A 16,087-nucleotide genomic window follows, 5' to 3' on the forward strand; every position below is an offset into this window, starting at 1 on the left:
TTCAATAACCGCAACAATCATCCCATCCGGGCCGGGATCGTCATCGGCACCCACAACGGCACCATCTACAACGCAGATCACCTTTTCCGCCGTCTCGGCCTGCCGCGCTACGCCGAGGTGGACAGCGAGCTGATCTTTCGCCTGGCCGACCGCTTCGCGCCCGAAGGCCCCATCGACCAGGACGGCCTGAAGAAGGCACTCGCCCTCTGTCGCGGCCAGATGAGCGCCGTGCTGGCATCAAAGCTCGACCCCGACACCATCACCGTGCTCAAGGGCAACAATCCGCTCTGCCTGCGCATCCACCGCCAGCACCGGGTGGTGCTCTACGCCTCGGAGGCCGCTTTCATCGACTTTGCCGTGGACAACGAGAAGGGCTGGCGCGAACTGGAAGTGCCGCCCATGACCATGCTCACCATCCGCCACGAGGATGTGCGGGCCATCGAAAACTGCGAATTCCGCTTCATCCCCCAGGAGCGCAAAGGGACACTGCCCGAAGGAGTGAATGCATGAACATTGGAGACACCGCGAAGCTGAACACAAACCCGGAAGACAGTCCCGAGACCATCCTCCGGCTCTTCGTCTACGGCACCCTGAAACGGGGCTACTGGAACCATCAACGCTTCTGCGCCCAGGCCCTCAGCATCGAACCGGCCGTGGTCTGGGGCAGGCTCTACCACCTCCATGCCGGGTTCCCGGCGCTTGAGGTGCCGGAAGGTCTGATCCTGGCCCGGGGCACCGACGATCCGCTGGCCGACGCCCGCAGGCAGCAGGAGAGCGGCACACCGCGCTTCGGCCGCCCGACCGGCGACTGGGATCTGATCTATGGGGAACTGGCGACCTTCACCGATCCTCAGCGCGATCTACCGCCCATCGACCAGCTGGAAGGCTTTCGGCCCGGCGGGCACAGCATGTACCAGCGGGTGATGGTGGCCGCTGGATGCCGGAACGCTTCAATTGCAGTGTGGATTTACAGAATGGCTCGGGTTACAAATGGGGAGCGAATTGACCGGGAGTGGCGGGGCTAATGAGTGTTGGCCTTGATGCTTTCGGCTGCCTGGATGAGGCTCTTGATCTCACCCTCGGTAAAGCTGGCTTCCTTGATGTAGCGGAGCAAATTCATGACCTCGGGTTGGTCATGAAGGTAGTCGACGACTTCCGGGTCCGTGGACGAGGACAAACGGAACAGTACGTCGGGATCGGCCGCCAGTACCTTGGCCAGTTCCTTTATCACCTCTGGCCTTGGCGGACGCTCCTTGCCACGTTCGATGCGGCTCAGATAGGCAGGGGAAATGCCGACCTTGGTCGCCGTCTCGCGCAGGCCGAGGTCTTGAGCAACCCGAAGGTCGCGGAGTGTTTCACCAAAGTTTTTCATAGTATCTAATATACCTCGCTGTTTAGTGTTTTGCAACACAAAATTCCTCTGGCATTCTTTGGCGTAATTTGGTATATTCTGGTTGATTTTTACTCAGAGGCAGGTAACTTACCCCTGTTCTGGCACTGTGCCCTGACGGCCAACAGCCCTGCAGGAGAGGCGACATGAGCAATGAAGAGGTCCTGAAATTAAAAGACGTTGCCGCCTTACTTAAGGTCGGCGAAAAGACGGTCTACTCCATGGCCCAGACCGGGGAACTGCCTGCTTTCAAGGTCCGAGGCCAGTGGCGATTTTCCCGAAAGGACATCGACGCATGGATAGAGCAACAGAAACACACAACCCAAGATTTCGGCGAGGGCGACCAGAAATGACCTCAGCCTCGGTGAACGGAGTTTTTATATGAGCAAAAAGAAGAACAAGCAGGCCGAGAATACCATCCCGGCGGGATACACGCTCGACTACGTTTCCGGCAAACAGGTCAAGGAAACGAAGAAAGAGCTGGTGCGTCAGCGGATTGTTCGCGCCCTGATCCATGAATACGGATTCTCGCCAGAGGATATGGAGCTGGATTTCTCCATCGGTGGGCGCAAAAAAGTGGATGTCGCCATCTTCCACCATGGCAAGGATCACACCATTGAAAACCTTGGCCGCGCCGTGCTCTGCCGCCAGGAACCTAATGTCGGTAAGAATGCCGCTCGCATCCGTGATTTTGAACAAGCCGCAAAAGATCTCGACGAGATTGAAACCATCATGCGCGAGGTCGAAGCGGTTCAGTACGGCCTGTGGACCAACGGCCTGGAATTCTTTTTCATCGAGAAAGAGCAGAAGCGCTTTGAAACCAAGTGCAACCCCATTGGCGACTGGCCGATGGCGGAAGAGTCGGTCGGCACCAAGGAGGTCATTTCCGACGCCCATACCCGTGTCGCCGACAACGAGATGCTCAAGATCACCTTCCGCCGCTGCCACAACTACATCCACGGCAACGAGGGCATGCCCAAAGACGCCGCCTTCTGGCAGTTTCTCTACCTGATTTTCTGCAAGATGCACGATGAAAACCTGCGCGGCAAACAGCGTCAGGCCTGGCAGCGCCGATTCTGGGCTGGCCCCAGGGAACAGTTTGAGGAAAAGGGCCGCAAAGAAATCCGCAAGCGCATCGAGGAGCTCTTCACCGAGGTCAAAAAGCAGTACAAGAATATCTTCCGGGGCAACGAGGAGATTACCCTCTCCGACCGGGCGCTGGCCTTTATCGTATCCGAATTGGCCAAGTACGATTTCACCCGCACCGATGTCGATGCCAAGGGTGTCGCCTACCAAGAACTGGTGGGTGTGAATCTGCGCGGCGACCGGGGGCAGTACTTTACTCCGCGAGGCGTGGTGAAGCTGGTCGTTGAAATGCTTGCCCCCAAAGAAAACGAAACACTGTTGGACCCGGCCTGTGGTACCGGCGGCTTCCTAGTCGCCACCTTGGGATACATGCTGAAGAAATTCCGTGAGGAGCAGAATACCCAGGTCGGTAACGAGAACACCACCGAATTTCTGAACGTCCACGAGCGGCTGAAAGAGTATGCCGCCGCCAATGTCTTCGGGGCCGACTTCGACCCGTTCCTGATCCGCGCCGCTCAAATGAACATGGTGCTGGCGGGTGACGGTCGGGGTCACATTTACAACATCAACTCCCTGGAATTCCCGCTGGGGCATCTGGCCGATCTGCCCTCCGCCAAGAAGGAGATCCCACTGGGGTCGGTGGATATCATCGCCACCAATCCTCCGTTCGGCTCCGACATCCCGATTACCGACAAACACATCCTGGAACAATACGAGCTGGCGCACGCCTGGGAGCATGATGGCGAAGGCGGCTTCCGCAACACCGGCACCCCCAAGGGCAGCGTCGCGCCCGAGATTCTCTTTATCGAGCGCTGCATCAAGTGGCTCAAGCCGGGCACCGGCCGCATGGGCATCGTCCTACCTGATGGCGTTCTCGGCAACCCGGCGGCGGAATACATCCGCTGGTGGATCATGCGTGAAACGCAAGTGCTCGCCTCCGTCGACCTGCCGGTGGAAGCCTTCATCGCCGAGGCCAACGTCAACATCCTCACCAGTCTGCTGTTCCTACGCCGCAAGAGTGAAGAAGAAAAACGCGCCGAGGCCCTGGGCGGCATCGAGGGATACCCGGTGTTCATGGCCGTGGCCGACAAGGTTGGCTTCGACCGCCGCGGCAACAAACTCTACAAACGCACCCCGGACGGGGAAGAGATTGTCGAGCCCAAGCAGCATATCGAGCGCATTCGCATCGACGGGCGCTTCTTGGAACGGACCCTGACCCGCAGTGAAAAGATCGAGGACAACGATCTGCCGGTCATCGCTGAGAGGTACCGCGAATTTCTCAAGGAGCAGAACAGATGAGCGATCAAGACGACATCATTGAAGCCCCGCAGGATGCTGCCGAAGAGAGCGGCCCGGATAATTTTTTCATCGACATCCTGACCGGCAACAAGGAGAACTCCTCAGCTAAGAAGCTACTGGTGCAGAAAGTCCTGCGCCAGCTCATCGAAAGCTATGGGTTTGACCGGGATGACCTGGAGGTGAACTACAACCCCCAGATCGCTGGCCAGGGGCGCAAGCGCATCGACATCGCGATTTTCCGCCCTGATGCCGAGCACAACAACGATAACCTGCAGCGGATCATCGTCTGCAAGAATCAGAAGAAGCGTGACAAGCTTCGCTCCATTGCCGAGGCCGACACCGACCTGCGCGAACTCAAAGAGTTGCTGGAGCTGATCCCCGGCGCAACGCTGGGCATGTGGACCAACGGCCAGGAGGAGTTCCTGTTCCAGGTCGAGCGCACCCGCTTCGAGGTCCGTGCCAAGCCCCTGGGCGTCTGGCCGGTACCGGGTGAACGTACCACTGATCTAGACCGCACCGGAGGCGTTATCCAGATCAGCGCCGAGGCGGAGGACTTGGAAGACGCGCTGCTGCGCTGCCGCCAGTTTCTGAACCGCAACCTGGGTCTCGACCACAAGGATTCCTTCAAGCAGTTGGCCGTGCTGATGCTGGCCAAGATCCACGACGAGACGCTGCCCACCGGCGAGCGCAAATTCTGGATCAGGGGCGACGAGCCTTTCACCGAGGTGGGCCAACAGGCCATTGCCAAGCGCATCAACGAATCCATTGCCGCCGCCAAGGCCTGGCAACCGAACCTGCTGACTCGTGGCTGGGATCTGACGCTGGAACCCCACGAGACCGCTCGCGTGGTCATGGAACTGGCCCGTTACTCCCTGAGTGAAACCCAACCTCGATTTCGGACCGGGGCCTTCCGTGCAGTCGCCCGCAGCGTGATGGACGGCCGCGAGGGCCGCTACCCCACGCCGCTCAACGTGGCCGAAATGGCGGTGGAGATGCTCGACCCGCAACCCGGCGAACGCATCGTGGACTGCTCCAGCGGCACCGGCACTTTCCTGGCCATGACCGCCGCGCACATCTTCAAGAAGAAACTGGCGGCTTTGGGCACCACACCCGACGAAGCCACCAACGAACAGATCCGCCAGGCGCAAAACGAAACCGCCGCGTGGGCGGCGAGCAACGCCCTGGGCTGCGACATCGATCCCTTTCTGGCCGTCGCCAGCCGCATGAACCTGCTGTTCACCACTGGCAATCCCGGCCGCGTGTTCCGCATCGATGCCCGAACCTTCCCGGACGGTGATTTGGATGGTATCGATGCCGCCCGCCCGGCAATGCCGCTGGGCAGCATGGATGTGGTTTTGCTCAATCCCTGGTTCTCGACAAGGGATGTAATTACCGATGAGTCCATTCTCAGACGTTATGACTTAGGAAAGGTCTGGAACAAAGAAGAAGGTGGTGACGGATATGTCAATTCAGGTTCCATCAACGCAGGAGGTGTGCCGCCAGAAGTTTTGTTCATTGAGCGTGCGCTGGATTGGGTCAAGCCTGGGACTGGCCGATTAGGCATCCTGCTTCCCGATGGCGTTTTGGGCAATCCGAGTGATGAATATATTCGCTGGTGGATTTTGCGTCATTGCGAGGTGCTTGCCAGCGTCGACCTGCCGGTAGAGCCCTTTAAGGTCACCGTCAAAGAGTACGGCCTGACGCCTGCCTTGCCAAGCCTGCTGGTTCTGCGCCGCCGCAGCCAGGTGGAGCTGATCAATACCGAGCACCCGGAATACAAGGTCTTCATGGCCGTGGTGGATCGGGCCGGTGTCGATGCCCGAGGCAATCTCCTGTTTCAGCGAGCCCCTGATGGTGAAGAACTGGTCTTTGATGAGGAAGTGATTGAGCGGGTTCGCGAAGGCGGTGAAGTGGAGATCCGTCGAACCACGCGCCGTAACCGCCGTGTTCATGATGAGCTGCCGGTAGTGGCAGAGAAATACAAGGAATTCCGCGCAACCGGCGAGGTGACATTATGAGTAGAAAATTTCAATGCAAAGCTGTTCCCAGTTCTTGGCTGGAAAATAATGGATGCAGGCTGGATTGCGGACCGTATATGTCTGGAGCATTTGAAGCCAGGATGGCAATTGCTGCCTTACGAAATACCAAGATTCCTCTATCTGATCTTACCGAGGGTGGTTTGGATGGCATCTTTAAAGGGAAAATGATTAAGCGAATCTTTGTTCAAAGCAAAGAGCTCGGAGTCCCATTTCTCAATACGTCCGACATGCTTGAGGCAGATCTTACTCATGTGCCTCGCATTCCTAAGAAAATCGCAGATTCAGATTCAGCTTGCTACTTGAAACCCGATACTATTCTGATTTCAGCCGCAGGAACAATTGGCAGAACCGTTTTTTCAAGAGAAGACATGACTGGAATGTTCGCCTGTAGCGATATTATGAAGGTCATTCCAGACGCATCAAAGATACCTGCGGGATATTTACACGCCTTCCTTAGTTCAGATTTTGGCGTTCCATTGGTAACAGCAGGAACTTTTGGCAGTATTATTCTTCATATTGAACCGTCTGATCTTGCTGGTATCCAGGTCCCCCGATTTTCAACTGAATTTGAAAACGAAATTGACAGTCTGGTTAAGAAAGCATCTAAATTACGCACGAATGCGGCAAGATTAATCGATGATGCTAGAAGCCGATTCGATTACTTTGGCAATGGTGTCCTCACAGAAAAACAAGAATATCCTATCGTCACATCGGTCAGTTCGAAAAAACTCATAGGCCGATTAGAAGCGGCCTATCATGACCCCTCAGCGGAAACAATTGCGGAAAGGATATCGCAAGGCTCCCATGCGCTCGTTAGAGACCTGTGCAGGGAAGTTTCACTGCCGGGTATTTTTAAGCGTATTTACATTGATGATGCTGATCACGGAGTCCCATATTACTCTGGCGGAGCAATCTTTTGGCTCGAACCAGTGCACAAAGAAATACTCTCAAGAAAAACATCTCTATTTAACGATGTCCAGATCAGTAAAGGAACTATTCTGATACAAGCCTTTGGACAAAAAGGAGGGTTGATCGGGCGCGTTGCATGGGTGGGAGAGTATTTGGATTCATGTTGCACAACTCATATGCTGGTGCGAGTAATAGCAAAAGATGACTCAATCTCGGGTTATTTATTTGCATATCTTTCATCAGATGTGGGATATGCACAGATTATTAGACTTCCCTTTGGAGGCTCCATACCTCACTTTACGGAGAACCAAATTGCCAACTTGCCCGTTCCACTTCTAGAGCAAACCGAGATTGAAGAAATAAACAGCAATGTGCTGAAGGCAATGACTTACCGCGATGAGGCTCTGAAATTAGAATTTAAAGCCCGACAACTGATCACTGATGCGATAATTGAAGGGGGTCGCTAATGGCGAAGGTCATACCCATCGGGCAACCCGCAAACGAATCTGAACGCCAGGCCATCGGTTTCCTTCGGGATCATCTGCCCGATGGCTGGCTGATCTTCCACAACTTCGAGATGCGCCAGGGTGAGGAGGTGTTCGAAATCGACATCGCCATCCTCGCGCCTCACGCAGTGTACCTGGTGGATGTCAAAGGGACGCGGGGCAACATCGATGTGTATGGCTCCAAGTGGTACCCCGAGGGTCGGCAGCCGTTCTTCTCGCCGCTGGCCAAACTGCGCAGCCACGCCAAGACCATGGCTACCATCATCCGGGAGAGCAACACCGGCCTGATCGAGCTGCGAAAGGCCCATGTGCATGCCGCCGTGCTGCTCACCGCCGATGACGCCGCTGTGTTCGACCAGGCGGGCATCGACAGCCCGGACGTGACCGACTTCAAACATTGCCTGAAATATTTCCGCGACCAGAGCCGCATTCCGGACAATCGGCTGGATAACATCACCCGCTTTCACTCCCAGATCGCCAAGGCGATCACCGGCAACGCCAAGCCCAAGAGCGCGGCGCTGGTGTTCCGCGACTGGCAGGTGGAAGAGAAGCTGGGCGGCACCGACCGCTACACCGAATACCGCGCCAAGCATAACCTGTTGGGCAAGAGCGGTGGCAACGCCCGCCTGCGGGTCTACCAGGCCGACCCTTACCAAGACGAGACCGCCCGCAAGGAAGAGTTCAAGAAGATCAGTAATGCCTATCGCGCCGTGGCGCACATGCCGACCCACGCCAACGTGCTGGCGGTGAAGGATCTGTTCGTCTCCGACGATGAAGATAAGGTGGTGCTGGTCACCGAGGACCTGCCCGGCCAGGCCCTGCGCCTGCACATCAACAAGGCCTCCCTGGCACTGACCTTTGACCAGAAGCTCCAGGTGATGCGCGATGTGCTCGCGGCCCTGGACCATGCGCACCGGCATGAGGTCATCCATCGCAATCTCACCCCGGACGCCATTCTGGTGACCAAGGGCGGCCAGGCCCGGGTGACCGGTTTCGACTTTGCCCGGGTGGGCAAGAGCCGCACCTCCACCATCGCCGATCAGATCATCGATGATCTGGAAACCGCCTACCAGGCTCCGGAGTGTTTCAAGGACCCGACTCAGGCCAGTATCGCCTCCGATCTGTACGCGACTGGGCTGATTCTCTATGAGCTGCTGACCGGCGAGCTGCCATTTGAAAGCGTCGACCAGATGATGGAAGCCGACGGCAAATTCCCGATGAAGCCCTCGGAACATAAGCCTGACCTGCCCAAGGGGATCGACGAGTGGCTGCAGAAGTTCTGCGAGTTCGACCCCGAGGAACGGCACGCCAGCACGGCCATTGCCCGTAAGGCGCTCGACGACTTGATTTTGCCCGAGGCCAAGGATGAATCCGCAGCGGATATTAGTGGTCCCGCCGTGGCGCTGCCGCAACTCCCTGACAACCTGACCGACCTGCCGCAGGACTTTATTCTGGCGGATCGCTTCCGCATACAGAAAAAATTGGGCAGTGGCGGCTTTGGGGTTGCCTACAAGGTGTTCGACTCCCTGGGCGATGTGGTGCGGGTCATCAAGCTGGTGACCAAGGATCGCCGCAGCGTTTATGAGCGCCTGCGCCGGGAATACAAGACCCTGACCAATCTGCCGGACCATCCGCACGTGGTGAAAGTGGTCTGGGCGGATCGCATGGCCGACGCCAAGCAGACGCCGTACATCGTGTTTGAGTATGTGGAAGGCCTGGATGTCTCGGATTTGATCGATGCCGAGGCGTTGTCCCTGGAAGATTCGGTGCGCATCGTGCGTGAGTCCGCCGAAGGGCTTGGCCACCTGCACAAACACGGGGTTTACCATCAGGACGTCAAGCCTTCCAACCTGCTCTGGACAGACAAGGGTGTTCGCATCATCGACTTCAACGTTGCGGTCACCGAGAAGGACGAGGTTCAGGGCGGTGGCGGAACGCGCCGCTATCTGCCCCCGGACTACGACTACTCGTCCGAGCCGGATGCTTCGGATCGCATGGACCGTGACCTCTATGCCTTGGGCATCTCATTCTATGAGTGCCTGACCGGCAAATATCCTTTCGAGGAGCCCACACCGCCGATCAAGACCCAACCCAAGGACCCGAAACAGTTCAAGGGCTGCGCTGATTTGAGCAGCTCACTGGTCAATGTGCTGGTGAAGATGGTTGCTCCGGAGAGAAAGGATCGCTTCGCTTCGGCTGAAGAGCTCCTGATCGCCCTGGCCGAGGTCAAACGCCTGCGCTCGGTGCTGACTACCGGCGAGATTGGTGCCGGTCCGAAAGTGGTCTCAAAGCTGGGCTTCGAGCCGACCAAGCCCAACACCAACCCCTTTGTCACACATCTGCTGACCCTCTACAGCCAGAGCCAGGTGTCCAACGCGGGCACCCGTGGTCTGGACGAAGTTGGCAAGGCCACCTACGTGCCGACCTATCTGGATGAGAAGCTCAAGCCCGCTCTGCTCAAGGGCGAGTTCCGGCTGGTGATCATTAGCGGTAACGCCGGTGATGGCAAGACCGCGTTCATCCAACAGTTCGAGGCCTTTGCCGAAAGCAAGGGCGCACAGATGCAGCGTGGCGCGAATGGAGCCGTGTTCCAGCTCAAGGGGCATACCTACCAGAGCAACTACGACGGCAGCCAGGATGAAGGTGATGAGCGCAATGACGCCGTGCTGCAAAAGTTCTTCGCGCCCTTTGCGGGCAAGGACAAATCCGGTTGGGCGGAAAACCAAACCCGTTTGATCGCCATCAACGAGGGCCGTCTGGTCGATTTCTTCCTGGAACACGAGGAGGATTTCCCGCTGCTCGCCAAGCAGATCCAGCAAGGTCTGGCAGGGGCTGATCCAGAGAACGGAATCGCCGTCATCAACCTCAACCTGCGTTCGGTGGTCGCCGAACCTGAAGAGGGTCAGCCCTCGATCCTGGAGCGGCTGATCGCCCGCATGTCCCAGCAGGAGTATTGGCAGGCCTGCGAAAAGTGCGACCTCAAGGGCAAGTGTTTCGCCTACCACAATGCCCGGACTTTCCAGGACCCCGTTGCCGGACCCAAGGTGATCGAGCGCTTGAAGATGCTCTACACCATTACCCACCTGCGCGGCAGGTTGCACATCACCATGCGTGACCTGCGTTCGGCGCTGGCGTTCATGCTGGTGGGCACGCGTGATTGTGATGGCATTCACCAGCTTTACCAGAACGGCGGTGAGGAGAATCAGAACCGCATTCTTGATGGCTTCTATTTCAATTCCTGGCTCGGCGGTGGCGAAGGCTCGAACGACCGCTTGATTTCGTTGCTGCGCGAGATTGATGTGGCCGAAGTCAGTAATCCTGACCTGGATCGGAAACTGGGATTCCTGAATCCCAAGACCAAAGCTATGAGCCGGTTCTCGTTCGCCGAGCGAACAGGTTATGACAACGAACTGGTCGAAGCGCTTTTCCGCAATCTGCCCCGCGACTACTCATCAAAGAATCGTTCAAGGCTGATCGCCAAGCACAGGAACTACCTTTCCCACATGCGTCGCCGCCATTTCTTCGAGCGTCGCGATATTGGATGGAAAGAGATGCTGCCTTACGGAAGCATCGATCCGTTCCTGGATTCCATTGAGCAGCCCGGCGCGAAGAGCGCCGAAGAGGTTACCGCTATTCTCCGGGCCATTAACCGGGGTGAAGGGCTGAGTGATCCGGCACGGCTGGGCAATCAGTTGGCGCTTCGGGTCCGCCAGGTGGATAAAGGCACCCTCCGCAGCTACCGGCTGTTCGACGGTGAGCACTTTACACTGCGCACCGAGCAGGAAACGGCGGCCCATCCTTTTCTGGAATGTTTGTCCCAGGCGCTGGTGCTCCTCTATGACCCGAGTGATGGCCAGAAGGCCAATCTGCGCATCAATCTCGACATTTACGAGATGCTGATGCGGTTGAACAACGGTTACCGGCCCAGCATCGAGGAACAAGAAGGTTTCTACCTGAGCCTGGCGGTTTTTAAGAATGTCTTGTCGGCCGCTCCGTATCAGGAGGTGCTCCTGACAGACAGCGGCTTTGAATTCTTCCAGATCCGGCGCGACGACAAAGGCATCCTGCATCTGGGAAAGGTAAGCAGGAGGGCTGAAGCATGAGCATCAAAGGTAGAGACAAGGAGTTCCGCACTCCCAAGACCACCTATGTGGATTTCAAGCATATTGAAATGGATCGCGTGTTGACCATGCTTTTCCCCCGCCTGAAGTACGACGGCTATGCCAGCCGACGTCCGCCTCGTGGTGGTGATCTGACGATTGAAGAGTTCATGGAGGATTTCCTCGAGCATCCTGAATGGTTCGCGGGCTTTGATCGCTATCCGCAAGTGGTGCACCGTTGGATCGAAACCGATCTCATGGATGTGGTTAACCGTGGTAAAGCCAATCAGGCCGTTGCCGCGCCGAGACCTCTGCATGGCAACACCTATAAGTTCCGAAACGCGAAGCACACCCGTGACTACGGCGCGGCGGAACAGATTTACTGGATGCTCTTCTATGCCCGGAAGGGCAAAGGCCAGGCCGCTCGCGACGGCTTGAAACGTTTCTTCTTTCCCGGCATTGACCTGGTCACGGACCGCTACGATCCCAGTGCCTCCGTCGATGTGGAGACGCAGGCAATCCTACGCTTGGATCACCAGGTTACCCAGGACATGAAGGATTCCAAGGAGCCTTCACGCTTCCAGCCGTTGTGCATCGGCCAGGCCGATATTATGGCCGACGACATTCTGCGGCTACTGGCCTATGAGCCCTATATTCCGCGTTCAGTGCTGGTGGATTACCTTAAGACCCTGATGGCATTCCATTTGGCGCTCTACCACCTCAAGCTATTGCAGATGCTTCCCAAGCTGGTGAAGCAGCGCTCAGGCAACGAGCTGTGCAGTGCCAAGGAGTGTCCGATCAATCCCGGCCTCGACAACGCGCTGGAGGGCTGCCCCTATCGCGTTTCGCTGGTGGTCGACATGGGCGATGTCAACAACCCTCACATGGCAGAGCTGGCTCGCAAGTCCACTGACCGTCTGTATCGCCAGATCCCCGCCTTTGTGCAGGCCAACTTTGTGGTCAAGAAACTCGATGAAATGGCGGAATACCTGAGCAAGAAAACCGGCAAGCTCGCCTCGCCAGCCAATGGCGTGTTTGGGGTCGGCGACCTGGTTTCCTTGCTGAAGCCTGAACACGACGCCGAGCGGCAAGCCTACTTCAAATTTCGTCTGGCCAGCCTGATCGAGGAGTCTACTTCCGGAAACGAAGATGTTGATCCGGAAATCAGGGAAGTCACGTCCATGGGCCTCGGGGAATTTGAGTCCTTCATCGAAATCCTGATGGCCTATCGCGGCAAATATCACCGTCAGTACATCACGGAGTGTCTGGATTCTCTGTTACTGAAAAACAAAGAAACTGGCCTGTTGGCTCAATCCCGGACCAAGGGAAGCCCCCGCCGGTTCGTGTTGGGAAGCAAATTGCTTGAAGCCCTCCTCCAGGTGGCTGTGTTAACACAAGACGGCGGGCGTTTTGTGACCCGGGAAGTACGCATCGAGGAGTTGTTGGCTTTTCTGAGAAACCGTTACGGCCTCCATATCGACCGGCTTCCGGAGAGTGCTCAAGCGAACAGCAGCATTCTGGACCGGCGAGCCTTACGCCTGAATCTTGAGGCTTTCAAGCGTCGTCTGCGTGAAATCGGCTTCTACGAGGATCTGTCGGACGCCTACGTGACCCAAAAGGTATCGCCTCGCTATGCAATTGAGAGAAATGACGGAGCAGATAAGAAAGGGAGGCACGCATGAGTAACGCGTTCACCAAGCTATCCCAGGATAAATTGAACGCGGCGGTTGCTGACCTGCTGTGCCCCCGTATCGAAACCATCCTGGGAGATCGAGGTCCAGGTCACTGCATGCGTGTCACCGATCTCGATGACGATATCATGGAGTCAGTTTGCAAGGAGCTGCGCCGCACTCGGCCCGACGGCAATATTTTCATCCTGGGAAGCCATGACCAAGAAGGCATGCCTTTCCGAGTGACCTCCACCAAGCTGGTGGAACTGCGTAACCCGGACGGGAATGGCGAGTTGCGTCAACCACTTCTCGTCTTCATTCCGACCTCGCTGCGCACCAGTGCCGAGGATTCCTTTGGCGTGGCCACCTTCGAAGAACTGACATTCACTGGTATCTACGAGGACCTTATTGACTCCCTGATTGATCGGCTTCCGGCAACACTGGTCGGTCATGTACGCGACCTTTTTGGCATTCTTTCCGAGGAAGAATGGCTTTTCGCTGACGATGTTTCCCGCGTGAGGTATCTGCTCACGGCGCTGGAAAATGGCATTGACGGGGAAACTCTCGGAGCCAGCCTGTATGAGCTGACGTTGATTCCAGACTTCAAGCTCTTTGCCGATACTGGAATGGTCAACAGCAAGATACGACGAAACCTGGGCAGCGTTCGGAATCTGATGACCTCCCATAAATCCGTTCGAGGGCGCATCGCAGATTTGGGCCTCAGCGACAAAACCCTCGACGCTCGGCTGTCCACCTACTTTGAAAAATACGACATTCAGGAACCAGAAGCCTGGACACCTCCAATTGCGATAGATAAGAGTTGGTGGAGCATCTCGTTTGACAAGTGGGCCTTCCAGGAAGAACTCTCACTGGACAAGATTCTGCTAGAGGTTTTAGAAACCGATTTGCCGGTTGTGCAGGAAGATGAAACCGACGATCAGCTCTCCGGCCTTATCGGGCAGCAGGTTCTGGTCCCTAACGACCGCCGCAAAATGAACATAGTTTTTGAGGTCAATCCTCACCCGGGCAAGGTCAGCGGGTTGGATCATTTTACGGTCCAAATCGTTTCACAGAACGATGGCCCGGTCGGAAAATCCAAGAAGGTCAAAGCCTGGACGCCAAATAGACTGCAATGCACAACCAACCTGGCCAAACTCAACAAGATCGAGTTTGAGGAAGGTTGGCATTTCATCCGTATTCTTCCATGGACCGCCGATGGCGATCCGATTCCACTGGAATCAGATTCCGGTTCTGAGTCCGCTAAGCGTTCTTATGAGAGCGAGCCGTTCTATGTCCTTCCGGGCGGAAACATTGAGGAAGAGCCGCCTCAAAGGGCGATCCCCATCGAGCAGAGTCTTGAACACGCCCGATTCCGCTTGCAGCTCACCGCCCTGGGGGACGAACGTGATCCCGAGGAGATCGCTATAAGCGGAGTTGCATGGGCTGAAGGTGGACGCTCAAAAAAGGTTTCTCGCCAGGAGATCTTGCTGGCCAAATTTGGCCGTGAGGGCGCGGTGCAGATCCCGTTGTCACGTATGCTAAAAACCATCGAACAACGGATTTTGGCCGAACCGAAACATCCATCTGGCTGGCGAATGCAGATCAACCTGGATACTGCGGAGCCGCCTTCAGAAGTTGGACTCACGCTGCCATCCTCAGCCGCAATGGCTTCCTTCCTGGCTGCTCGGGAAGAGCTGTTTGCCACGGTTCGCAAAGATACGGCCGAGCTGATCATGCAGGGGCTTTCTTTCAGAGATACCGAGACGGAGTGCTTGGCGTATGCCGACGTCTACCTTGATCTGGTACGGAACCTCATTCGCCAAGCCGAAACAACTTCCGGTGCCGAGAGGCAGCAACATCTCCAGGCGCTGCGAAATGTGTTGGCCGTGGATTCCATTCACGTCATCTTGACCGATTTCCGGGGCAGGCATCGCGAGGCAGTTCTGGTTTCTCCGACCCACCCCCTTCGCGCCCTATGGCTGAGCAGTTGGGTGGCTTTGGGCAAGGATTGGATTGAAAAAATTAAAGCAGGTGGAAAAGACTACATCCCGCATGTTCGATCAGCGCTCTTGGATGGTCTCGTACCCTCGGCGTATCCAGTTGGGGTTCCCGTTGAAGATGGTCGCATTTTTACCCCGGTCGATAACCTGAACGCTTTTTGGGCTTTATACGCGCCCACCACGGAAGAAAACTCACGCGGCCTGATGGCGGAGATCTGCTCCGCTCTTGGCCTGGCTGAGCCGTCAGCAGCGGGAGCGGACATCTCTGGTAAAGTGATTGCGGATAAAATTGAGCGCTATCTTTCCCAGCACCCTTACGTCCGTGAGTTGTCACTAAACGTTTTCAACCCCGGGGCCGGATCGGTGATAGCGGATGCCCTCTTGTCGCTGCAGCAGAAGCGCGAGCATGCCGATCTCCGCTACGACATTCGGCTATTTACATCAGATCCCGATTCTCCGGTGCTGGGCGAAGCCCTTGAGTCGATGGTTCGTCCAGGAGCCACGGTAAACGAAGCGGCAGATGCCTTTGCAACTTCGACCGGTAGCCATCTGTTTTCAAAGCTAAATCTGGCCAAACACGCGCTTTCCGAGTTCCATGCAAACGCAAAGGAGTTTCCCGCCCACATCAGCGTACTGCTGGACGTGTTCCCCGCCGAGAAGCTTTCCATTGCCGAGAAGCCCATGGGGATCACGCCACTGCATGGATTGATACAGGATTTCGACACCGAGTTTGTTGACGATGATTCCGGCACCTTCTGGAACAAGCGTCCGATTGTCGGGCGCTCGCTCAATTCAGACAGTCACGCGGCTTGTTTTGATTTGCTGTCAAATCTAAGCCGTCACCTCTGCTTTGCGACCTCAGCGGTTGCGGCCTCCGGAGCCAGCTTTAAATCGGTGCCCGTCGTGACCCTGGGCCTTGATGTCGCCCAACGAGAGCTGATCTATGAAGTTCATCAGATCAGTGACTGGGTGTTCACCATTGATCGCAACATGGGAATTGAATTCTTCGATCATGGGGGACGGAAGAACAGGCCCGACTACCTCATTGATTATGTCCCAGGAGCCAGCTCACAGGCGACGCACAACCT

General features: G+C 56.5%; 9 protein-coding genes and 1 pseudogene. 9 read left to right on the forward strand and 1 reads right to left on the reverse strand.

The window, feature by feature from the left end; translation table 11 throughout:
- Both HMPREF0178_RS03560 and HMPREF0178_RS03565 read left to right on the forward strand, forming a co-directional pair.
- Positions 1 to 510 (forward strand): annotated as a pseudogene (locus HMPREF0178_RS03560) (glucosamine 6-phosphate synthetase); the annotation flags it as partial.
- Positions 507 to 1,025, forward strand: a complete 519-nt coding sequence (locus HMPREF0178_RS03565) for a gamma-glutamylcyclotransferase (RefSeq protein ID WP_009379084.1) — start codon at positions 507 to 509, stop codon at positions 1,023 to 1,025. The pseudogene HMPREF0178_RS03560 and the gene HMPREF0178_RS03565, both read left to right, overlap by 4 nt.
- Here HMPREF0178_RS03565 and HMPREF0178_RS03570 read toward each other — a convergent pair.
- Positions 1,022 to 1,372 carry a helix-turn-helix domain-containing protein gene (locus tag HMPREF0178_RS03570; RefSeq protein WP_039958532.1) on the reverse strand — a complete coding sequence of 117 codons (351 nt, stop codon included), beginning with the start codon at positions 1,370 to 1,372 and terminating at the stop codon, positions 1,022 to 1,024. The genes HMPREF0178_RS03565 and HMPREF0178_RS03570 overlap by 4 nt on opposite strands.
- A gap of 164 nt (positions 1,373 to 1,536) precedes the next feature.
- Here HMPREF0178_RS03570 and HMPREF0178_RS03575 point away from each other — a divergent pair, with 164 nt between their 5' ends.
- The 7 genes from HMPREF0178_RS03575 to HMPREF0178_RS03605 all read left to right on the forward strand — a co-directional run.
- Entirely contained in the window at positions 1,537 to 1,743 is a 207-nt protein-coding gene (locus tag HMPREF0178_RS03575; protein WP_009379087.1) for a helix-turn-helix domain-containing protein, read from the forward strand.
- Positions 1,744 to 1,771: 28 nt separating this feature from the next.
- The gene (locus tag HMPREF0178_RS03580; RefSeq protein WP_009379089.1) at positions 1,772 to 3,775 is read left to right on the forward strand and encodes an N-6 DNA methylase; all 2,004 of its coding nucleotides are present in this window, start codon (positions 1,772 to 1,774) and stop codon (positions 3,773 to 3,775) included.
- A complete protein-coding gene (locus HMPREF0178_RS03585) occupies positions 3,772 to 5,793 on the forward strand; it encodes an N-6 DNA methylase (RefSeq protein WP_009379091.1) in 2,022 nt (673 codons plus the stop codon). Before HMPREF0178_RS03580 ends, HMPREF0178_RS03585 begins: the two co-directional genes overlap by 4 nt.
- Positions 5,790 to 7,190, forward strand: coding sequence for a restriction endonuclease subunit S (locus tag HMPREF0178_RS03590; protein WP_009379093.1), 1,401 nt, complete (start codon positions 5,790 to 5,792; stop codon positions 7,188 to 7,190). Before HMPREF0178_RS03585 ends, HMPREF0178_RS03590 begins: the two co-directional genes overlap by 4 nt.
- Positions 7,190 to 11,332: a protein kinase gene (locus HMPREF0178_RS03595; protein ID WP_009379095.1), complete on the forward strand. Its 4,143-nt coding sequence runs from the start codon at positions 7,190 to 7,192 to the stop codon at positions 11,330 to 11,332. The genes HMPREF0178_RS03590 and HMPREF0178_RS03595 overlap by 1 nt, the downstream gene beginning before the upstream one ends.
- Complete coding sequence (locus HMPREF0178_RS03600) at positions 11,329 to 13,011, forward strand: hypothetical protein (RefSeq protein ID WP_009379097.1); 1,683 nt, start codon at positions 11,329 to 11,331, stop codon at positions 13,009 to 13,011. Before HMPREF0178_RS03595 ends, HMPREF0178_RS03600 begins: the two co-directional genes overlap by 4 nt.
- Positions 13,008 to 16,087, forward strand: a 3,080-nt coding sequence (locus HMPREF0178_RS03605; RefSeq protein ID WP_009379099.1) for a hypothetical protein, incomplete at its 3' end; no start/stop codon positions are given. The genes HMPREF0178_RS03600 and HMPREF0178_RS03605, both read left to right, overlap by 4 nt.

The sequence above is a fragment of the Bilophila sp. 4_1_30 genome (assembly GCF_000224655.1).
GTDB classification, from domain to species: Bacteria; Desulfobacterota; Desulfovibrionia; order Desulfovibrionales; family Desulfovibrionaceae; genus Bilophila; species Bilophila wadsworthia.